This window comes from Aminobacter sp. GW821-FHT11F06 (assembly GCF_058808215.1).
Map to the genome: position 1 here is coordinate 18,898 of NZ_JBXARL010000001.1, position 20,817 is coordinate 39,714.

The window sequence follows — 20,817 nt, forward strand, 5'->3', positions numbered from 1 at the left end:
CCGCGGCTTCGCGTCAAGACCATGCCCTTAGCGATCTGGCACAAACGGCCGCCCCAATGAAGCCGGAGTGTTCACCATCGTCAGTCGCCTGTTGCGCGAGATTAGAACAAGGACAACGATGGTCGCCAGATAGGGTAGCGAAGAAAGCAGTTGCGACGGCACGCCGATGCCCAAAGCCTGGGCATGCAACTGGCCGATCGAAACCGCTCCGAAAAGATAAGCACCCGCCAGCACCCGCCATGGCCGCCACGATGCGAAAACAACCAGCGCCAGCGCGATCCAGCCGCGTCCGGCGGTCATGTTCTCGTTCCATTGCGGGGTGTAGACGAGCGACAGATAGGCGCCTGCAAGACCGGCGCAGCCGCCGCCGAACATGACAGCGAGATAGCGGATGCCGATGACCTTGATGCCGAGCGCATGCGCCGAAGCGTGGTTGTCGCCGACCGAGCGCAGAGTAAGACCCGCGCGCGTCTTGAACAGGAAATAGGCCACGCCAGCGGTCAGCAGGATCGAGACGTAAAACAACGGGTCCTGTCCGAACAGCAGCTTGCCCACCACCGGCAGGTCGGTAAGCCCGGGAATGTAGATGTAGTTCATCTTCACGCCCGGCAGGCCGACAAAACTCTCGCCCAGCATGCCGGCAAGGCCCAGGCCAAGCAGCGTCAGCGCAAGGCCGGTCGCCACCTGGTTGGTCACAAGCGTCAGCGTCAAAAACCCAAACAGCAGCGAAAACAGCGCGCCGACGATGATCGCCGCCAACACACCAAGCCAGGGCGAGCCGGTGGCAAGGGCGACGCCGAACCCGGTCACCGCCCCCATCACCATCATACCCTCGACGCCGAGATTGAGCACGCCCGAACGCTCGACCACCACCTCGCCGACTGCTGCTATCAGAAGCGGGGTCGCCGCCGTCGCAACCGTTATCAGAATGTCTTCAAACATTTTGCGTGGCCTCCACGGTCTTTGCAGCGGAGGAGCCGACAAAGCGGATGCGGTAAAGAATGAGCGTGTCACAGGCGAGCACGAAGAACAGCAGCATGCCCTGGAAGGCACGCACGACCTTGTCGGACACGCCAATCGAGATCTGCGCCGCCTCGCCCCCGAGGTAGGACAAGGCCAGCACCAGGCCGGCTGCAACGATACCGAGCGGGTTCAATCGCCCAAGGAAGGCAACGATGATCGCCGCGAAGCCGTAGCCGGGCGAGATCGTTGGCCTGAGTTGGCCGATGGCGCCCGACACTTCCGAGATGCCGGCAAGGCCAGCCAGGCCACCGGAAACGAGGAAGGCGAAAAACACCATGCGCGACTGCGAAAAGCCGGCGAAGCGGCCAGCGCGTGGGCTCTGGCCTAGCACGAGGACCTCAAAGCCCTTCAAGGTGCGCGAGAGCATGAACCACATCGCGATCGCCGCAACGATGGCGAACACGAAACCCCAGTTGGCGCGGCCCGAAGCCGACCAGATTTCGGGAAGGATGGCGCTATCGCTGAAGGTGCGTGTTTCCGGAAAATTCATGCCGGCCGGGTTGCGCCAGGGGCCGCGCACCATCCAGTCGAGGAACAGCTGCGCGACATAGACCAGCATCAGGCTGGTCAGGATCTCGTTGGTGTTGAAACGCACCTTGAGATAGGCCGGAATGGCACCGTAAGCGGCACCGCCGACGATGCCCATCAGAAGCATCAGCGGCAGAACGATCCAGGATTGAAATTCGGGGAACATCACCGGCAGGATAGAGCCTGTGATGGCGCCAATGATGAACTGGCCTTCGGCGCCGATGTTCCAGTTGTTGGAGAGGTAGCAGATCGACAGGCCGACAGCGATCAGGATCAGCGGAGCCGCCTTCACCGCCAGTTCATGCAGCGACCAGACTTCGCGCAGCGGGTCGATGAAATAATAATACAGCGCCTCGACCGGGTTCTTGCCGAGCAGCGAAAACATGATCGCACCGGCAATTAAAGTCAGCCCAAGCGCGATGAAAGGCGAGAGGGCGGCAAAGAGCGCCGAGCGCTCGGGACGTTTGACGAGTTCGATCCGCATCACGCGACCTCCTTCGCATGATCGGGATGACCAGGCTCGGCACCGCCCATCAACAGGCCGATGCGTTCGAGCGTCGCTTCCGCGATCGGGATGGGTTTCGACAGCTCGCCATTGTGCATGACGGCGATCGAGTCGGAGATCTCAAACAGCTCGTCGAGATCCTGGCTGATGACCAGCACCGCCGAGCCGTTACGGGCGAGTTCGATCAATGCCTGGCGGATACGCGCGGCAGCACCGGCATCGACACCCCAGGTCGGCTGGTTGACCACCATGACCGCCGGATTGCGGTCGAGTTCGCGGCCGATGATGAATTTCTGCAGATTGCCGCCCGAAAGTGCCGCGGCCTCAGGGTCCGGCGCGCTCTTGCGCACGTCCATCGCTTGGATGATGCGCTGCGCCGCCTTCTGGATCGCACCCGACTTGACCAGCCCGCCGGTGCCGACAAAAGCCTTGCCGTCGGTGGTGTGACGCGACAGCAAAAGGTTCTCCGACAGCCGCATGCGCGGTGCCGCACCGTGACCGAGGCGTTCCTCGGGTACGAAAGCAGCACCCAGCAGGCGACGCGCCGAAATCCCCATGCGCCCGGCCGACTGGCCGCGGATGCGGATCGCGTCGGCACTTTCCTGCAACGCTTCGCCGGAGATCGCCTCGAACAGCTCGCCCTGGCCATTGCCGGCAACACCGGCAATGCCGATGACCTCGCCGCCGGCGACAGCCAGCCAGATGTTCTTGAGCGGCATCGAGAACGGACCGGCAGGCTTGCGGCTCATGCCGCAGATACTGAGCAGTTCCTCGCCGCGCACGGACACCGTCGTCCGCTCGGCGTTCTTGACGTCGGTGCCGACCATCAGGCGCGCCAGCGACGACGGGGTCTCCTGCCTTGGATCGCAATGGCCGACAACCTTGCCGTGGCGCATGATCGTGGCGCGGTCGCACAGGCGCCGGACTTCGTCTAGGCGGTGCGAGATGTAGAGGATCGACTTGCCTTCGGCGCGCAGCCTCTCCAGCGTCTCAAACAGCTTGTCGGCCTCCTGCGGCGTCAGCACCGAGGTCGGCTCGTCGAGGATGATGAGTTCAGGGGCCTGCAGCAGGCAGCGGATGATCTCGATGCGCTGGCGTTCGCCGACCGACAGGTCGCCGACAAGCGAATCCGGGTCGAGCGGCAGGCCGTAACTGTAGGAAAGCGCGCGTGCCTTGGCGGCAATGGTGCTGATGGGCGTGTCGTCGGCCAGGGAAAGTGCGATGTTTTCGGCGGCGGTCAGTGCCTCGAACAGCGAAAAATGCTGGAAAACCATGCCGATGCCGAGCTTTTTGGCGACGCCCGGGCTGGTGATCTTCACCGGCTGGCCGTTCCAGCCGATCTCGCCGGCATTGGGCTCGAGCGAGCCGAACAGCATCTTGACCAGCGTCGACTTGCCCGCACCGTTTTCGCCGAGCAAAGCGTGGATCTCGCCCTTGGCGATGGTCAGGTCGACGTGGTCGCACGCCTTCAGCGTGCCGAATATCTTCGTCAGGCCGCGAACCTCAAGCAGGTTCGGACCATTGGCTAAAGGGGTTGTGTCCACAACGCCTCCCATTGTCAGTTCTTTTTATGTTCCCGAGGGCATGGTAGGCGCGTCCTGCTCCCGGCGCAAAGCATGTCACAAGTTGAAAGAGCTTCAAGAAATTAAGCGAAAACTCAAGGAATAAGTACCGTTGTCCCCGTGGTCCTTCTGCCTTCGAGATCGGCATGTGCCTGGCCGGCGTCGCGTAGCGCATAACGCTGGTTGATCCTGACTTCGACGGCACCTTTGAGCACCACATCAAACAGCGCATCTGCCGAACGGACCAGATCGTCGCGCTTGGCATTGTAGGCAAAGATGGTCGGCCGCGTCGCATAGAGCGAGCCCTTTTGCGCGAGCAGCGAAATGCTGAATGGCGGGATCGGCCCCGACGACTGTCCGAAGCTGACGAAGGTGCCCATCGGCCTCAGGCAGTCGAGCGAGCCCGGGAATGTATCGTTGCCGACGGAATCGTAGACCACATCGCACTTCTTGCCGCCGGTGATCCTGGCCACTTCAGCGACGAAATCCTGGTCGGAGTAGTTGATGACGTGGGCGAAGCCATGCGCCTTGGCGAGGATCACCTTATCGTCGGAGCCTGCGGTGCCGATGACGGTTGCGCCGAGATGCTTGGCCCATTGCCCGAGGATCAGCCCGACGCCACCGGCCGCCGCATGGTACAGCACCGTATCGCCAGCCTTCACCTTGAAGGTCCGGAGAAGCAGGTATTCGGCGGTCATGCCCTTCAGCATCATCGCCGCTGCCTGCTCGTCGCTGATGCCGTCAGGCACCTTGACCAACCTGTCGGCGGCAATCACGCGCTCTTCGCAATAGGCACCGGTGGGCACGGCATAAGCGACGCGGTCGCCGACCTTCAGCCAGTCGACGCCCTCGCCCAGTTCGAGCACCACGCCTGCCGCCTCGCCGCCCGGTGTGACCGGCATGCCGTTGGGCGCGGGGTAGAGGCCGGAGCGGAAATAGACGTCGATGAAGTTTAGACCGATCGCGGTATGGCGGATCAGCGCCTGCCCCGGGCCTAGTCGCCCGGCATCCGCATCTTCATAAACCAGAACTTCGGGGCCGCCATGGGCGTGGACTCGTATGGCTTTGGGCACGTCGTCAGTCTTTCTCTGTCTCAGGGGCAGGCTTTCCGCCGAGCTTGGGGAAGAACTGCATCACGCCGCCGATGAAGAACAAATAGATGCCGCTGATGGCGATGCCGATCTTGATCCACTCGCTGGCATGCATCTGCTGCAGCAGGGCCGCGGTGCCGAACGCGCACCAGATCAGTGTCATCGGCAGGTTGATGTTTCTGAGCCGTACGACGCGGACCGGATGCAGGAAGTTCATCGGCACGAACGTCAGGATGCCGGCGGCGACGACCACTGCGAATGACACCCATTGCCCGGGCTCGATGACGAACAGCGTGAACACCACCATGTTCCAGACGACGGGGAAGCCCTTGAAGAAGTTCTCCTTCGTCTTCATGCCGGTGTCGGCATAGTAGATCGCGCTCGACACGACGATGATCGCGCCCGAAACAAACGACAGCCCCTCGCCCATGAACCCGCTTTGATAAAGGGCAAAGGCTGGGATCAGCACATAGGTGACGTAGTCGATGATGTTGTCGAGCAGTTCGCCCGACCATGTCGGCAGGATTTCCTTGACCTCGAGCTTGCGCGCGATCGGCCCGTCGATGCCGTCGACGAACAGCGCCAGCCCCAGCCACCAGAACATCGCCGTCCAGCGTTCTTCGCTCGCCGCAACCAGCGACAGGAACGCCAGGAAGGAGCCCGACGCTGTGAGCAGATGGACCGAAAAGGCGCGAGCCTGCGGCCATGTGACTTTTTTAGGCTTCACGGTTCCCGCCAATCCAGATTGCAGATCTCAATCGTGCGGAAGACCGTGCCGCATGCAAGTAAAGGAGGCCAGCGCAGCGGGAAATGTTTGCTTCTCTTCCGTCGCTCAGCCCAGCTTGCAATTGGCAACTCCGCTTCTTCAGGCACTTAATAGCAGGGCCGCTTTTCAGACAAGCTGAAAGCCTGGCCGAGAGGTGGACCGCTGCGTCAAGTATCGCTCCGTGCACGCTATTGCAAATGGCCCCACCCACCAAACAACAGCAAATTCACCGTTGGGATCGTCCAAGCCGGCGAATGGGATGAAAAGCCGCGTTGATCAATGGCTTGCAGCCGCACTATATCAGGACAACAGAGGTGCAGTCGGCACTTCGACAGCATGGACGGCGGCACATGAGCGTCGACAGACAAACCCGCATACTGGTAGCTGGCACGGGGCCAGTGGGGCTGATTTCCGCCCTCGCCTTGGCCAATGCCGGCTTCGGCGTCATCCTCGCTGGACCGCCAGCGCGGGCCGACGATGGCCGCACCACGGCCCTGATGGTGCCGGCGTTGAAATTCCTCGATCGTCTTGGCGTTCTTGCAGCCCTTTCTCCCGATGCAGCCCCGCTTAAGATGATGCGCATCATCGACGGCACGTCGCGGCTGATCCGCAGCCCGATCGTCACCTTCCGCGCCGGCGAGATCGGCGAAGACCATTTCGGCTTCAACTTCCAGAATCGGGTGCTGAACGCGGTGCTTGAAAAGGCGGTCGATACGCATGCCGGCATCGAATGGCGCCGCGCGATGGTCGACAACTGGGCCATCGAGCCCGGCAAGGTCATTGCCACCCTTTCCGATGGAACAACGGTCGAATCGCCCTTGGCGGTCGCCGCCGATGGCAGGAATTCGCCGGCGCGCCAGGCGGCCGGCATTTCGGCAACCGCCCGCTCGCTTCCTCAAGCGGCATTGGTGTTGAATTTCGCCCACAGCCGCGACCACGCCTTCGCCTCGACCGAATTCCACACCGAAACCGGCCCGTTCACCCAGGTGCCGCTGCCAGGCCGCCGCTCCAGCCTCGTTTGGGTGCTCCGGCCCGAGACGGCCAAGGAGTACGCCGATCTCGACGACGCTGCATTGTCGCTGCGCGTTGAACGCCAGATGCAGTCGATGCTTGGCCGCGTCACCGTCGAAGGTGGCAGGCAGATCTACCCGCTGTCGACATCGCTGCCCCAGCGTTTTGCCCAAAATCGTGTCGCACTCGTTGGCGAAGCAGCGCACGTCTTCCCGCCGATCGGTGCGCAAGGCCTCAATCTCGGCATCAGGGATGTCGACCAACTCGTTGAAATAGCGTCGAAAAACACTGAAGATCCAGGCGCGCCAGCGCCCCTTTCCGCTTACGATTCCGCGCGTCGGCCCGACATTCTTGCCCGCACCAGCGCGGTCAACCTGCTCAACAGGTCGCTATTGTCCGACATGCTGCCGGCGCAGCTGGCGCGCAGCGCGGGGCTCAACTTCCTTGGCGGCTTTTCGCCCGTGCGCGCCTTCTTCATGCGCGAGGGCCTGAGGCCGGGCAGCGGCTTTTCGTCGATCGCCTCGAGCCTGCGTTCGCCGCGCAGCTCGCGCGACGTTTCGGCAGACTAAGGAAACAGGTCCGGCGGCAATATGCCGTGCTGGATCATGTAGAGCAGCCCAGTCACCGTCAGAACCGACAGGCAGGTGGTGACCAGAACGCTGGCCGAGGCGCGTTCGACCCATACGCCATATTGCTGGGCGATGACGAACACGTTGGTGGCCGTCGGCAAGGCCGCCAGCAGCATCGCCGAAAACAGCCATACCGGCGAGAAATTACCGATCCAGCTCAACACGACGTAGCACAGCAGCGGATGCACGATCAGCTTGAGCAGCGCGATCGGCACCATCTCATGCGGCACGCGCTTGAGTGGCCTGAGCGCCAGCGTCACGCCCATGGCAAACAGCGCGCAAGGGGCTGCCGCGTGCGACAGATATTCGAGGAACCGCTCGACCGGCAAAGGCGGGCGGAACTCGACATAGGCAGCCAGCACGCCGGCTGCCGTTGCGATGATGAACGGGTGGAAGGCGATCTTCTTGGCGACGTCGGCCACCACGCTCATTGGCGAGCGCGGCTCGTCGCCGGCCAAGGCCATCAGCATCGGTGCGATGGTGAAATGCATGATGTTTTCGAAGCAGAAGATCAGCGCCACCGGAACCGCGGCTTCCTCGCCGAAGGCAAGCAGCGCAAGGCCGGGGCCCATATAGCCGATGTTTCCATAGGCCGAGGCCAGGCCCTTGATCGTCGATTCGGCGATCTCGCCGCGCGACTTGAAGTAGGACACGACGAACATCAGCGAGAAAATGATGAAGGTCGAAAACACGGCGCCAAAGATGTAGCCCCATTCGGTCAGGCGCTCGAACGGTGTCTTGGCAAGCAGCTGGAAAAACAGTGCCGGCAGCGCGACATAGACGATGAAGGTCGTCATCCAGCCGAGCGCTTCGAGCGGCTGTCTGGTGATCCGGGCAACCACGAAACCCATGAAGATCAGCCCGAAGAATGGCAGGACCAGACCGATCACGTCAGACATTGGCACTTTCCCGCTTGGCGCAGCACGATCATTGCAACTGCCGGTATCGTGCGGCCTGACAGCACGTCAAGGCGCTATGCCATTGAATTGGCTGCCTTGCTGCGCCAAATAGGAGACTAGGAAGGCACAATCAGCGGGACTGGAGGGCTACTTCGATCCGGATTGCGACCTAAGCGATTGAAAGCGCGTGTGATTCGGCAGATCATGCGTGGTATCAGGTGATCCGCATGAAGACGGCAAAATTCTCGATAGGACAGGTGGTGCGCCACCGCGTCTTTCCGTTCCGGGGCGTGATCTTCGACGTCGACCCCGAATTCGCCAACACCGAGGAATGGTACGACGCGATCCCTGCCGCCGTGCGCCCCCGTCGCGACCAGCCGTTTTATCATCTGCTGGCTGAAAACGCCGAGACCGAGTACGTGGCGTACGTTTCCGAGCAGAACCTGCTCGAGGACAGTTCCGGCGAGCCGGTCCGCCACCCACAGGTCGGCGAGTATTTCGACAAGACCTCGGATGGCCGCTACGCCCCCAAGGCGCGCATCAGCCACTAAGCTCAACAAGCTGATATCAAACAAAAAAGCGGGGCCAAAACCCCGCTTTTTTCAATTCGGATTTGTTAGGTCGATCAGTTGGCCGTCTTGGCCTTGTCCTGCTCTTCCTTGAGCTTCTTGGCGAAGTCCTCGTTGTTCTTGGACACGAACTCCTGAAGCTTCTTCTGGCGGTCTTCCAGGTCCGACTGCTTCATTGGCTCGCCATCGAAGGCGCCGGTGAAGCCCGACAGCGAAACCTTGATCGGGTTCGGCTGGTTCTGGAAGTTGATCGACGTCAGCGTGAGCTCGGTGCCCTTCTTGAACGAGGCGATGAGCGGGTCGGTAAGGGCGATCTCGGCGACGCAGCGGTCCGGGAAGCAGATCACGTATTCGAGCTTCTGCGCCTTGCCGCCGTCGACCTGCAGGCCGATGCCGGGAGGCACAAGACGACCGCTCGGCACGGTAACCTGGAACACCTTGCGGTTGACCTTGCCCTTGAGCTCGATCATCGAAATGCCGGTTACCAGCTGGCCGTTGCTGGCGGTCAGGATGTTCTGCACGTTGCAGATGTCCACGTCAGCCTGCTTGGAACAAGCCTTGAACCAGCCCTGCGGGATCTGTTGCTGCTGCGCGGCGGCAGGTGCGAGGCCCGATGCCAGCATACCGGCAACGCCAGTCGCCAAGACCGACAGGCGGAGACCATCGAATTTCTGGCTCGTCATCTTCATGAATTCCTCTCAAACAATCCCGGAACCGGCCCAAGCCGTGTGTCGACGCTACCTGTTGGGCAAATGAGGCAACAGCATGACTTCGTTGCGCCTGTTACACTGCCAAGCGCCGTGAATCCAGCCCGCTTCAGCGCATTTCTTGTGCCTTTGAGGGGCAATGGACGGCGCGCATCCGCGTGCGCTACGCTTCGAATCATCAAAGCTTCCCCGAATTCGTGGAGAACCGTCGTGAGACGCACTCTTTCGCTGCTGGTTGCCACCGCCGCAATCGCTCTTCTTGCTCCGCGCGCGGCCGTTGCCGAGCCCGTCCACGGCCTTTCCATGCACGGAACGCCGGCCTTGCCGGAGGACTTCAAGAGCTTTCCTTATGCCAATCCGGATGCCCCCAAGGGTGGCAAGATCACCTATTGCGTCATCGGCAGCTTCGACAACCTCAATCCGTTCATCATCAAGAGCCTGCGCACCACCGCGCGCGGCATGCTCGACACGATCTACGGCAATCTCGTCTTCGAATCGCTGATGCAGCGCAGCGCCGACGAGCCCTTCAGCGTTTACGGCCTCACCGCCAAATCGGTCGACATCGATCCCGACCGCAAATGGATCGAATTCAACATCGATCCGAACGCCAAATGGTCGGACGGCCAGCCGATCACGCCCGACGATGTGATCTTCACCTATGACGTCTTCACCGAAAAGGGCCGCCCGCCCTACAGCGACCGCATGTCCAAGATCGAGAAGATCGAAAAGACTGGCGATCTCAGTGTCCGCTTCACCTTCAACGACAAGGCCGACCGCGAATACCCGTTGATCATCGCGCTGACGCCGATCGTGCCGAAGCACTTCTTCGACATGGCCACATTCGACCAGACGACGCTCAAGCCGATCGTCGGCAGCGGCCCCTACACCGTGGCCGACGTCAAGCCCGGCGAGCGCATCGTCTTCAAGCGCAACCCCGACTACTGGGCGCGCGACATCCCCTCGAAGCGAGGCTTCGACAATTACGACCAGATCACCATCGAATATTTCCTCAACGCCGCCGCCCAGTTCGAGGCGTTCAAGAAGGGCATCTGCGACACCTTCACCGAGGCCGACCCGGTCAAGCGCGAGCGCGGCTTCGACTTCCCCGCCTTCAAGAACGGCGACATCGTCGCCGAAACCTTCAAGAGCGGCCTGCCGCCGGTGGTTACCGGCTTCATGTTCAACACGCGCCTGCCGAAATTCGCAAATCCGGTCGTCCGCCAGGCACTTGGCCTGCTCTACGACTTCGAATGGGCCAACCGGAACCTGTTCAGCGGCAAATACGAGCGCACCGTCAGCTTCTGGCAGGGTTCGGAGCTGTCAGCCTATGGCGTGCCGGCCAACGACAAGGAAAAGGCGTTGCTGGCGCCCTTCCCTGGTGCTGTACGTCCCGAAATCATGGACGGCACCTATCGTCCGCCAGTCACCGACGGTTCCGGCCAGGACCGCAAGGTGCTGAAGGCTGCCTTCGACCTGTTCAAGAGTGCGGGCTACACGCTGCGAGGCGGCAAGATGCTCGACCCCGAGGGAAAACCCTTCGCATTCGAAATCCTGACTTCTTCGGAGGCCGAGCAGCGCCTGGCCGCCATCTACCAGCGCACGCTGGAAAAGCTTGGCATCGTCATGACGATCCGGGCGCTTGAGGCCGATCAGATACAGTCGCGCAAGCAGGCCTTTGATTTCGACGTCTTGATCGGCGTGACCGGTTTCAGCGGCACCTTGTCGCCCGGCATCGAACAGATCGGCCGTTGGGGGTCATCCTCCGCCCAGAAGCCCGGCTCGTTCAATCTGGCTGGCGTCTCGAGCCCTGCCGTCGATGCGGCCATCGAAGCGATGCTCCAGGCCCGCGAGAAGGACGATTTCGTCGCCGCCGTGCGCGTCCTCGACCGCCTGCTGATCTCCGGCAACTACATGGTTCCCATGCAGCATAATTCCGACCAGTGGATCGCTTATGCCAAGAGACTAAAACATCCGGAAAAAACACCCATATCTGGCTATCAATTGCCGGTCTGGTGGAGTCAGGGCGGTTAATGCATGCCCCCCCCGAAAGTCGCTTTCGATTTTCGGAAAGGATCATGCAGATTTTGGAGTGTTACAGCGTCCTTTGCGCGTCGAAAGGGACACGCGGCGCTGTAACGGTGACAATCAAGGACTTTTCCATGACCCAACAGAACCAGCTCACCATCGACGTCGTCTCCGATGTTGTCTGCCCATGGTGCTTTCTTGGCATGAAGCGCCTCGAAAGGGCGCTTGCCAGCCTTCCCGAGATCAAGGCTGAGGTGCGTTGGCGGCCGTTCCAGCTTGACCCGACGATTCCGCCCGAGGGCAAGGAACGCAAGGCCTATATGTTGGCGAAATTCAGCGACGAGGCGCGCCTGCATCAGGTCCACGCCAATCTGGTTTCGCTCGGCGCGGTCGAGGGCATTGCTTTCGATTTCGATGCCATCACGGTTGCGCCCAATACGCTCGACGCCCACCGCCTGATCCGCTGGGCGGCTGCATCAGGCCCTGGCGTGCAGGACAAGCTCGCGCGTTCGCTGTTCAGCCTCTATTTCGAACAGGGCAAGAATATCGGCGACCACGCAGTCCTGATCGAAGCGGCCCGCGCAGCCGGCATGGATGCGGCGGTCGTCGAATCGCTGCTTGCGACCGACGCCGACCGCGACGACGTGGCCAACGAGATCGTCACAGCCTCGCGCATGGGCGTCACGGGGGTGCCGTGCTTCCTGCTCGACGGCAAATACGCGGTCATGGGCGCCCAGGATTCGGCGACGCTTGCCGACGCCATCCGCCAGGTCGCAACCGAAAAGGCCACCGGCGAGCCGACGCTCAACTGAGTTTCCGATCTGACGAAAAATGAAATCCCTCATCGCGGTCAAGCGGTGAGGGATTTTTGTGTCAGGCGGCCTGTTCGGCGAGCTTCGCCAACTGCGTCATGATGACGGCGGAGCCAGCCAGCCGCTTCTCCGGATTTGGCCAGTCGCGCGCGAACACCACGCTGTGGTCGGGCCTGATCTTGGCCAGCGAGCCCTGCTCGGCGATGTAGCGCACAAGCCCGGCCGGATTGGCGAATTCGCGCTTGCGGAACTGCACCACCACGCCCTTCGGCCCGGCATCGAGCTTCTCGACATTGGCCTTGCGGCACAGCGCCTTGATGAAGACGATCTTGAGCAGGTGCTTGACCTCCTCCGGCAACGGCCCGAAGCGGTCTATGAGCTCGGCACCGAAACCATCGATCTCTTCGGTGTTCTCCAGGTCGCCAAGGCGGCGGTAAAGCGCCAGCCTGAGCTGCAGGTCGGGCACATAGGATTCCGGGATCATCACCGCCGTGCCGACCGCGATCAGCGGCGACCAGCCGGTGTCGATCGCTTCGCCGCTGCCGCGCAGCTCGGCCACCGCCTCTTCCAGCATCTGCTGGTAGAGCTCGAAGCCGACTTCCTTGATGTGGCCCGATTGCTCTTCGCCCAGAAGGTTGCCGGCACCGCGAATGTCGAGATCGTGGCTCGCCAGCTGGAAGCCTGCCCCAAGCGTGTCGAGCGACTGCAGCACCTTGAGCCGGCGGTCGGCGGTGGCGGTCAGCGTGCGGTTGGCCGGCAGCGTAAACAGCGCATAGGCGCGCACCTTGGAACGGCCGACGCGTCCGCGCAGCTGATAGAGCTGGGCGAGGCCGAACATGTCGGCGCGATGCACGATCAGCGTGTTGGCCGTCGGAATGTCGAGGCCGGATTCGACGATCGTCGTCGACAGCAGCACATCGTATTGGCCGTCATAGAAGGCATTCATGATGTCGTCGAGCTGGCCCGCCGCCATCTGGCCGTGGGCGACAGCCACCTTCAGTTCCGGCACAGATTCCTGAAGGAATTGATGCACTTCCGCGAGGTCTGCGATGCGCGGCACGACATAGAAGCTGTGGCCGCCGCGATAGCGCTCGCGCAACAGCGTTTCGCGAATGACCAGCGGGTCGTAGGGCGAAATGAAGCTGCGCACCGCCATGCGATCGACCGGCGGGGTGGCGATCAGCGACAGTTCGCGCACGCCCGTCAGCGCCAGTTGCAGTGTGCGCGGGATCGGCGTCGCCGACAGTGTCAACACATGCACGTCGCTCTTCAGGTCCTTGAGCCGTTCCTTATGCTTGACGCCGAAATGCTGCTCCTCGTCGATGATCAGCAGCCCGAGATTCTTGAACTGGATCGACGAACCCAGCAGCGCATGCGTGCCGACGACGATGTCGACAGTGCCGTCGGATATGCCTTGCTTGGTCTCGGCCAGCTCCTTGGTGCCGACAAGCCGCGAGGCCTGCCGGACCTTGATCGGCAGGCCGGCGAAACGCTGCGTGAACGTCTTGAAATGCTGGCGCGACAAAAGCGTCGTCGGCACCACCACCGCCACCTGGAAACCTTCCATTGCCGCGATGAAGGCGGCGCGCAGCGCCACTTCCGTCTTGCCGAAACCGACGTCGCCGCAGATCAGGCGGTCCATCGGCTTGCCGGCTGCGAGGTCCTCCATCACGGAATCGATGGCGCTCTGCTGGTCGTCGGTCTCCTCGTAAGGGAACCGCGCCGCGAACTCGCCATAGACACCGTCCGGCGGGTTCATCGCCGGGGCTTCGCGCATATGCCGTTCGGCGGCGATCTTGATCAGTTGGCCCGCCATTTCGAGCAGGCGCCGCTTGAGCTTGGCCTTGCGCGACTGCCAGGCACCGCCGCCGAGCTTGTCGAGCGTCGCTTCGGCCGAATCCGAACCGTAGCGCGACAGAAGCTCGATGTTTTCGACCGGCAGGAACAGCCGACCATCAGAGGCATAGTGGATTTCGAGGCAGTCATGCGGCGCGCCCAATGCCTCGATGGTCTTCAAGCCGACGAAGCGGCCGATGCCATGATCGGAGTGCACGACGATGTCTCCGGCCGACAGCGACGAGGCCTCGGCGATGAAATCGGCGGCGCGCTTGCGCTTCTTTGAACGCCGGATCAGCCGGTCGCCGAGAATGTCCTGCTCGGCAACGAACACCAGCTCGCCCGACTCGAAGCCCGCTTCGATCGGCAGCACGGCAAGACCTGCCTCGCCCGGCTTCAGCGCCTCGACCTCGGCAAGGTTCGTCACCCGCTTGAGATTGCCGAGATGATGCTCGTCGAGGATTTGCGTCAGACGGTCGAGCGAACCCTCGGTCCAACCGGCAACGACGACGCGCCGCTTGGCGGCGCGCTGGTCGGCGATGTGGCGGGCCACCACGTCGAAGACATTGGCGTTGGGATCTGCGCGCTCTTCGGCAAAGCTGCGGCCGGCGTGCGAACCGGCGTGTAAGACCCTGCGTCCGCTCGAAAACGGCGTGTCGAAGGGCGTCAGTTCGGCATTGACCTGGTCGGCGAGCGCTGAAGTCACCTCGTCCGGCGACAGATACATCTGCTCCGGCGCCACCGGCTTGTAGGGCACGGCGTCCTTGAGTCCCTTGCCTTCCGCCTGCTTGCGGCGGGAGTCGTAGTGGTCGAGGATCAGCGTATGGCGTTCGCCAAGCGCCTCGCGCGCCAGATGATCGAACACGACCGGCGCGTCGGGCAGGTAGTCGAACATCGTTTCGAGATGCGAATAAAAGAACGGCAGCCAGTGCTCCATGCCGGCAAAGCGCCGGCCTTCGCTGACCGCCGCGTAAAGCGCATCGTCGCGCGACGGCGCGCCAAAGGCGTCGATATAGCTGCGGCGAAACTTGCTGATTGTCTCCGGCGTCAGCGCCACTTCGCTCATCGGCTGAAGCGTCACCGAATTGCGGCTGCCCGTCGTGCGCTGGCTGGCGACGTCAAAGGCACGGATCGTCTCCAGCGTGTCGCCGAAGAAATCGAGCCTGAGCGCGTCAGCTGCACCGGGCGCATAGAGATCGAGGATGCCGCCGCGCACGGCGAATTCGCCGACGCCGCGCACCGTCGGCACGCGCTCGAAGCCGGCGCGTTCGAGCCGCGCGACCAGCAGGTTCATCTCGACCTGATTGCCGGGCTTGGCGCGGAACTCCTGTGCCTCGATCGCCGCCGATGGCGGCACGCGCTGCAGCAGCGCGTTCGCAGTGGTCAAAACGATCGCCCGGTGCGGCGATTTCCTGAGCGCGATCATCGCCGCCAGTGCATCGAGCCGGCGTGCCGCCGCATCCGAGCCCGGCGATACGCGGTCGTAAGGCAGACAGTCCCAGGCCGGCAGTTCGAGAACCGGCATGTCAGGCGCGACGAATGCCAGTGCCTCTACGATCTGCGGCAGGCGCTGGCCGTCGCGCGCGACAAACAGCAACGGCCTGTCGGGCGCCATCTCGGCAGCGGCGGTCGCCAGCGCGAAGGCCTCGTAGCCGTCGGCGACGCCGTCAACGATGAACTGTCCGGCGCGACCCTTCGGCAGGCCGATTGGTTTGATCAGGCTCATGATTTTACTCAGGCTGTGAATGCGCCGCGCGACGCCACGATCTGGCGGTAGACATTATGGTCGACAGCGGCCGGTACCGGGTGCTCGCCGATGATCCACGACAACAGATCCTTGTCGGTGATCTCGAGCAGCGCTTCGTAGTGGTCGAGCTCGTCGTCGTTGAGCTTGTCGATGTTGGCGTCGGCGAAACTGCCGAGGATCAGGTCCATCTCGCGCATGCCGCGATGCCACGAGCGGAACAGCAGCTTGCGCCTGCGTGTATCCAGCCCTTCGCTCGAGCGTGTCGATCCGGTCATTTCTGTAAATCCTCTGGTGCACCGCGCATATAGCGTGGATAGCTCGTCCTGTCAGCCTTTGCCCCGGCAACTCCAGCGCATAAGCTGACATCATGCGCCCATCATTGCTTGATCCGTTGTTTTCTCCCATCACGTCGCTCGCCGGCATCGGACCCAAGGTCGCTGTGCTGATCGAAAAGGTCGTGCCCGCCGATCTGGGCGACCGCGCGGCGCGGGTCGGCGACCTGTTGTTCGTACTGCCCAACAGCGTCATTGACCGGCGCAATCGTCCCGGCATCGCGCTCGCAGCCGAAGGCGCCATCGTCACGCTCGACGTGCGCATCGACAGGCACCAACCGGCACCGCGCGGCAACCGTTCAGCGCCCTACCGCGTCTTTGCCCATGACGACACCGGCGAGATCGCGCTGACATTCTTCCACGCGCATGCCGCCTATCTCGAAAAGGCGATGCCTGAAGGCGAGCACGTCATCGTTTCGGGGCGGATGGAATGGTTCAACGGCCGCCCGTCGATGGTCCATCCCGATCACATCGCGCTTGCCAGCGAAGCCGACAAGCTGCCGCTGATCGAGCCGGTCTATCCGCTGACCGCCGGCCTGTCGTCAAAAGTGCTGCGCCGCGCCATCGGCCAGTCGCTTGAACGCCTGCCGGCCTTCCCCGAATGGCTCGACGCCGAGCTGATGCGGCGCCAGAGCTTCCCCGCCTTTTCGGCAGCACTGCAGCGCATCCACAACCCGGCCGATCCGATCGACGCCTCGCCCGAAAACGCTGCCTGGCGCCGCTTGGCTTACGACGAGTTGCTGGCCGGCCAGGTGTCGCTGGCGCTCGTCCGCGCCCGGGTGCGCAAGCTGCATGGGCGGCCGCTGACTGGCGACGGCCGCATTGTCGACGCGTTGCGCGCGGCCCTGCCCTATTCCCTGACTGGCTCGCAGCAGACAGCGCTTGAAGAGATCGAAACCGACCTCGCCAAGCCCGAACGCATGCTGCGCCTGCTCCAGGGCGATGTCGGCTCGGGCAAGACCGTGGTCGCGCTGCTTGCCATGGCTCGTGCGGTCGAGGCCGGCGGCCAGGCAGCGCTGATGGCGCCGACCGAAATCTTGGCCCGCCAGCACCTCGCCACCATCACGCCGCTGGCGGAGCGCGCCGGCATGTCGGTTGCCGTGCTCACCGGTCGTGAAAAGGGCCGCGAACGGGCGCAGATCCTTGCCGGGCTCGAAAGCGGTGCGATCGACATCGTTATCGGCACGCACGCGCTGTTTCAGGAAACGGTGAAGTTCCACGACCTGGCGCTCGCCGTCATCGACGAGCAGCACCGCTTCGGCGTCCACCAGCGCCTCGCCATCACCGCCAAGGGCGACGCGCCTGACATGCTGGTGATGACCGCAACGCCCATCCCGCGCACGCTGGTGCTGACGGCCTTCGGCGACATGGATGTGTCGCGCCTCACCGAAAAGCCAGCTGGACGCCAGCCGATCCGCACAGTCACGCTGCCATTGGAGCGTATCGACGAGCTTGTCGGCCGTATCCGCGATGCGGTGGCCGAGGGCCAGAAGATCTACTGGATCTGCCCGCTGGTCGAGGAATCCGAAGAGATCAAGCTGATGTCGGCGGAAGATCGCTTCGCCTCGCTGCAACCTGTCTTCGGTGATCGCATCGGCCTTGTCCATGGCCGCATGAAGGGCACTGATAAAGACGAGGCGATGCGCGCGTTCAAGGCGGGTGAAACGCGCGTTTTGATCGCAACGACCGTCATCGAAGTTGGGGTCGACGTTCCTGATGCCACCATCATGGTCATCGAGCACGCCGAGCGTTTCGGCCTTGCCCAGCTTCACCAGCTGCGCGGTCGCGTCGGCCGCGGTTCCAAGCCCTCATCCTGCGTCTTGCTTTACAAGGACCCGCTCGGCGAGACCGCCAAGCGCCGCCTGTCGGTGATGCGCGACACCGAGGACGGTTTCCTGATCGCCGAGGAAGATTTGAAGCTACGTGGCGAAGGCGAACTCCTGGGCACGCGCCAGTCGGGCACGCCCGGCTTCCAGGTCGCGCGCATCGAGGCACATGCCGATCTCCTGGAGATCGCCCGCGATGACGCGCGCTTGATTCTCACCCGCGACCCCGATCTGGTGTCGCCGCGCGGCGAAGCGCTCCGGCTGCTGCTTTATGTGTTCGGTAGAGATGAAGCGGTGCGCTTGCTGCGCGCGGGCTGAGGCAGTTCGCCGACCGGCGGGTTGCCCATCGGCCCGTCAACCAGAACGCCCTTCGCCGCTGCCTTGCTCTTGACCTCAGGCGCGACCAGCCCTGCCGAGACAATCAGCTTGGCGCCATCCTCGATGCTCATGTCGAGCACCACGATGTCGGATTTCGGCACGTACATCAAAAAGCCGGTCGTTGGGTTAGGCGTGCACGGCATGAAGACGGCGATGAGCGGATCGCCCTCCTTGTCCAGCTTGTCGTTGATTTCGGTCTGCTTTTCATTGGCAACGAAAACCAGCGACCACACGCCCTTGCGCGGGTATTCGACCATGCCGACGGTGCGGAACATCTCGTTCTTGTTCGACAGCACGGTCTCGAACAACTGCTTCAGCGCCTTGTAGAGACCACGCACCAGCGGCATGCGGTTGAGCAGACGTTCGCCGAAAGACACGATCGCCCGGCCGATGAAGTTGGCGGTCAAAAAGCCGATCAGCGTGATCAGCACCAGGGCCACGATCAGCCCAAAGCCCGGCACTTTGATCGAGAGATAGTTGTCCGGATTGTAGGTGTTGGGGATGTAGGGCTTCACCCAGGAATCGACCCAGCCGATGAACGACCAGGCGATATAGACGGTGATGGCCAATGGCGCGCAGACGACGAAACCGGTGAGGAAGTAGTTCCTCAGCCTCGTCATCGCCGAAACCTTATATGCGTCCGACATCGTTCACCGCCGCCCCATTTGCACCGCAACATTAGTGAACCGGGCAGTGCTTTGAAACAGCGATCTTCGTAGAGGGCTCAGCCCTATTCCACAGTCACCGATTTCGCCAGATTGCGCGGCTGGTCGACGTCGGTGCCCATGAACACGGCGGTGAAGTAGGCCAGCATCTGGATCGGCAGGGCATAGATGATCGGCGCGATGAATTCCGGCACGTCGGGCAGGACGATGGTTTCCATCGTCTTCACCGTCGCCTGCGCTGCTCCCTTCTGGTCGGTGATCAGGATGATCTTGCCGCCCCGCGCCGCCACTTCCTGCATGTTCGACACGGTCTTTTCGAAGATGCGGTCATGCGGGGCGATGACGATGACCGGCATGTTCTCGTCGATCAGCGCGATCGGCCCGTGCTTCAGCTCGCCCGCCGCATAACCCTCGGCGTGGATATAGGAGATTTCCTTGAGCTTGAGCGCGCCTTCCATGGCGAGCGGGAAATTGGTGTCGCGGCCGAGATAAAGCACATGCTTGTAGGACGCGAGTTCCCGCGCCACCTTCTCGATCTGCTTGTCGAGCTTGAGCACCTGCGCGGCATAGCGCGGCGCCTCAGAAAGACTGCGTACCAGCGCCTTTTCCTCGTCCGCCGAGATAGTGCCGCGTTGCGAGGCCGCGCGAATGGTGAGTGCCGCCAGCACCGAAAGCTGGCAGGTGAAGGCCTTGGTCGAGGCGACGCCGATCTCGGGGCCTGCCAGTGTCGGCAGCGTCACGTCGGATTCGCGTGCCATCGTCGATTCACGCACATTGACGATGGCACCGATCGGCACACCCGCCTTGCGGCAGTAGCGCAGCGACGCCAGCGTATCGGCGGTTTCGCCCGACTGCGACACGAAGAACGCCGCACTCTTCTTGGAGATCGGCATTTCGCGGTAGCGGAACTCCGAAGCGACATCGATGTCGACCGGCAGCCGCGCATGGCGCTCGAACCAGTATTTTCCGATCAGCCCGGCAAGATAGGCCGTACCGCAGGCCGAGACCGCCAGGCGGTCGATGTCGGCGAAGTTGAACGGCAGGTCGAGCGGCTTGGAGGTGCCTTGGGTGAAGTCGAGATAATGCGCCAGCGTGTGCGAGATCACTTCCGGCTGTTCATGGATCTCCTTTTCCATGAAATGGCGGTGGTTGCCCTTGTCGACGAGGTAGCTTGAGCCGACGGACTGGCGCCGCTGGCGTTCCACCGGCGTGCGATCCATGTCGTAGATCTGGAATTCATCGCGGCGCACCACCGCCCAGTCGCCATCTTCCAGGTAGGTGACCGAGTTGGTGAAAGGCGCCAGCGCGATCGCATCGGAGCCCAGAAACATTTCGCCCTCACCATGGCCGATGGCCAAGGGCGGTCCGTTGCGGGCGCCGACGATCAAATTGTCGTCGCTCTTGAACATGATGGCCAGCGCAAACGCGCCGTTGAGCCGCTTCAGCGCCGCATGCGCCGCATCGATGGGCTTTGCGCCACCGGCCAGCTCGCGGGCGATCAGATGCGCCACAACCTCGGTATCGGTCTGGGAGGTAAATTCGTAGCCGTCGTTCTGAAGCTCTTCGCGCAGATCGGCAAAGTTCTCGATGATGCCGTTGTGAACGATCGCCACGCCGTTGGAAAAATGCGGATGCGCGTTGGTCTCGTTGGGCACGCCATGGGTCGCCCAGCGCGTGTGGCCGATGCCGATCAGCCCGTCGAGCGGTTCCTGCTTGAGGCGGCGCTCGAGATTGACCAGCTTGCCTTCGGCGCGGCGGCGCGCCAGTTCGCCGTTCTCGATGGTGGCGACGCCGGCGGAATCATAACCGCGATATTCCAGCCGCTTCAGCGCATCGACGATCAACGGTGCAACCGGCGTCAAGCCGACAATTCCGACAATTCCGCACATGATCTTGCCCCGTCCAA

The 20,817-nt window shown here is 62.6% G+C and carries 16 protein-coding genes; 5 read left to right on the forward strand and 11 right to left on the reverse strand.

The window, feature by feature from the left end; all coding sequences use genetic code 11:
* Positions 1–27 precede the first annotated feature (27 nt).
* The 5 genes from AC1RTB_RS00090 to pcsA all read right to left on the reverse strand — a co-directional run bounded on the left by AC1RTB_RS00090 (position 28) and on the right by pcsA (position 5,436).
* Positions 28–942, reverse strand: a complete 915-nt coding sequence (locus AC1RTB_RS00090) for an ABC transporter permease (protein ID WP_492877254.1) — start codon at positions 940–942, stop codon at positions 28–30.
* Positions 935–2,035, reverse strand: coding sequence for an ABC transporter permease (locus tag AC1RTB_RS00095; RefSeq protein WP_492877252.1), 1,101 nt, complete (start codon positions 2,033–2,035; stop codon positions 935–937). The genes AC1RTB_RS00090 and AC1RTB_RS00095 overlap by 8 nt, the downstream gene beginning before the upstream one ends.
* Entirely contained in the window at positions 2,035–3,612 is a 1,578-nt protein-coding gene (locus AC1RTB_RS00100; RefSeq protein ID WP_492877251.1) for an ABC transporter ATP-binding protein, read from the reverse strand. Before AC1RTB_RS00100 ends, AC1RTB_RS00095 begins: the two co-directional genes overlap by 1 nt.
* A 101-nt stretch (positions 3,613–3,713) precedes the next feature.
* On the reverse strand, positions 3,714–4,691 hold the full coding sequence (locus tag AC1RTB_RS00105; protein WP_492877249.1) for a quinone oxidoreductase family protein: 978 nt from the start codon (positions 4,689–4,691) through the stop codon (positions 3,714–3,716).
* Positions 4,692–4,695: 4 nt separating this feature from the next.
* A complete protein-coding gene (pcsA, locus tag AC1RTB_RS00110) occupies positions 4,696–5,436 on the reverse strand; it encodes a phosphatidylcholine synthase (RefSeq protein WP_492877247.1) in 741 nt (246 codons plus the stop codon).
* Positions 5,437–5,825: 389 nt separating this feature from the next.
* Here pcsA and AC1RTB_RS00115 point away from each other — a divergent pair, with 389 nt between their 5' ends.
* A complete protein-coding gene (locus AC1RTB_RS00115) occupies positions 5,826–7,055 on the forward strand; it encodes a UbiH/UbiF family hydroxylase (protein ID WP_492877245.1) in 1,230 nt (409 codons plus the stop codon).
* On the opposite strand, the gene AC1RTB_RS00120 is transcribed toward AC1RTB_RS00115, so the two are convergent.
* Positions 7,052–8,014 (reverse strand): AEC family transporter, encoded by a 963-nt coding sequence (locus AC1RTB_RS00120; RefSeq protein WP_492877243.1) that lies wholly within the window; start codon positions 8,012–8,014, stop codon positions 7,052–7,054. The two genes, AC1RTB_RS00115 and AC1RTB_RS00120, sit on opposite strands and share 4 nt — an antisense overlap.
* Positions 8,015–8,241: 227 nt before the next feature.
* On the opposite strand from AC1RTB_RS00120, the gene hspQ reads away from it, so the two are divergent.
* The gene (gene hspQ, locus AC1RTB_RS00125) at positions 8,242–8,565 is read left to right on the forward strand and encodes a heat shock protein HspQ (protein WP_055977660.1); all 324 of its coding nucleotides are present in this window, start codon (positions 8,242–8,244) and stop codon (positions 8,563–8,565) included.
* Positions 8,566–8,639: 74 nt separating this feature from the next.
* Here hspQ and AC1RTB_RS00130 read toward each other — a convergent pair whose 3' ends face one another.
* Positions 8,640–9,266: an invasion associated locus B family protein gene (locus AC1RTB_RS00130; protein WP_476785455.1), complete on the reverse strand. Its 627-nt coding sequence runs from the start codon at positions 9,264–9,266 to the stop codon at positions 8,640–8,642.
* Positions 9,267–9,500: 234 nt separating this feature from the next.
* Between AC1RTB_RS00130 and AC1RTB_RS00135 the strand changes: the two genes are divergently transcribed.
* The gene (locus AC1RTB_RS00135) at positions 9,501–11,321 is read left to right on the forward strand and encodes an extracellular solute-binding protein (protein ID WP_492877241.1); all 1,821 of its coding nucleotides are present in this window, start codon (positions 9,501–9,503) and stop codon (positions 11,319–11,321) included.
* A 128-nt stretch (positions 11,322–11,449) separates the two neighbouring features.
* Positions 11,450–12,127 (forward strand): DsbA family oxidoreductase, encoded by a 678-nt coding sequence (locus AC1RTB_RS00140; protein WP_492877240.1) that lies wholly within the window; start codon positions 11,450–11,452, stop codon positions 12,125–12,127.
* Positions 12,128–12,188: 61 nt separating this feature from the next.
* Here the strand turns inward: AC1RTB_RS00140 and mfd are convergent, their stop codons facing one another.
* A complete protein-coding gene (gene mfd / locus AC1RTB_RS00145; RefSeq protein WP_492877238.1) occupies positions 12,189–15,689 on the reverse strand; it encodes a transcription-repair coupling factor in 3,501 nt (1,166 codons plus the stop codon).
* A gap of 8 nt (positions 15,690–15,697) precedes the next feature.
* A complete protein-coding gene (locus tag AC1RTB_RS00150; RefSeq protein WP_492877236.1) occupies positions 15,698–15,985 on the reverse strand; it encodes an FAD assembly factor SdhE in 288 nt (95 codons plus the stop codon).
* A gap of 92 nt (positions 15,986–16,077) precedes the next feature.
* Between AC1RTB_RS00150 and recG the strand changes: the two genes are divergently transcribed.
* Entirely contained in the window at positions 16,078–18,186 is a 2,109-nt protein-coding gene (gene recG, locus AC1RTB_RS00155) for an ATP-dependent DNA helicase RecG (RefSeq protein ID WP_492877235.1), read from the forward strand.
* Here recG and AC1RTB_RS00160 read toward each other — a convergent pair.
* Together AC1RTB_RS00160 and glmS are read right to left on the reverse strand one after the other, a co-directional pair.
* A complete protein-coding gene (locus tag AC1RTB_RS00160; protein ID WP_492877233.1) occupies positions 18,138–18,893 on the reverse strand; it encodes a DUF502 domain-containing protein in 756 nt (251 codons plus the stop codon). The two genes, recG and AC1RTB_RS00160, sit on opposite strands and share 49 nt — an antisense overlap.
* 83 nt (positions 18,894–18,976) lie before the next feature.
* Positions 18,977–20,800 (reverse strand): glutamine--fructose-6-phosphate transaminase (isomerizing), encoded by a 1,824-nt coding sequence (gene glmS, locus AC1RTB_RS00165; RefSeq protein WP_492877231.1) that lies wholly within the window; start codon positions 20,798–20,800, stop codon positions 18,977–18,979.
* Between the last annotated feature and the right edge of the window lie 17 nt (positions 20,801–20,817).

Coding starts and splice junctions, on each gene's coding strand:
- AC1RTB_RS00090 (WP_492877254.1), bottom strand. CDS start 942: ATGTTTGAAGACATTCTGATAACGGTTGCGACGGCGGCGACCCCGCTT.
- AC1RTB_RS00095 (WP_492877252.1), bottom strand. CDS start 2,035: ATGCGGATCGAACTCGTCAAACGTCCCGAGCGCTCGGCGCTCTTTGCC.
- AC1RTB_RS00100 (WP_492877251.1), bottom strand. CDS start 3,612: ATGGGAGGCGTTGTGGACACAACCCCTTTAGCCAATGGTCCGAACCTG.
- AC1RTB_RS00115 (WP_492877245.1), top strand. CDS start 5,826: ATGAGCGTCGACAGACAAACCCGCATACTGGTAGCTGGCACGGGGCCA.
- AC1RTB_RS00120 (WP_492877243.1), bottom strand. CDS start 8,014: ATGTCTGACGTGATCGGTCTGGTCCTGCCATTCTTCGGGCTGATCTTC.
- hspQ (WP_055977660.1), top strand. CDS start 8,242: ATGAAGACGGCAAAATTCTCGATAGGACAGGTGGTGCGCCACCGCGTC.
- AC1RTB_RS00130 (WP_476785455.1), bottom strand. CDS start 9,266: ATGACGAGCCAGAAATTCGATGGTCTCCGCCTGTCGGTCTTGGCGACT.
- AC1RTB_RS00140 (WP_492877240.1), top strand. CDS start 11,450: ATGACCCAACAGAACCAGCTCACCATCGACGTCGTCTCCGATGTTGTC.
- mfd (WP_492877238.1), bottom strand. CDS start 15,689: ATGAGCCTGATCAAACCAATCGGCCTGCCGAAGGGTCGCGCCGGACAG.
- AC1RTB_RS00150 (WP_492877236.1), bottom strand. CDS start 15,985: ATGACCGGATCGACACGCTCGAGCGAAGGGCTGGATACACGCAGGCGC.
- recG (WP_492877235.1), top strand. CDS start 16,078: ATGCGCCCATCATTGCTTGATCCGTTGTTTTCTCCCATCACGTCGCTC.
- AC1RTB_RS00160 (WP_492877233.1), bottom strand. CDS start 18,893: ATGTCGGACGCATATAAGGTTTCGGCGATGACGAGGCTGAGGAACTAC.
- glmS (WP_492877231.1), bottom strand. CDS start 20,800: ATGTGCGGAATTGTCGGAATTGTCGGCTTGACGCCGGTTGCACCGTTG.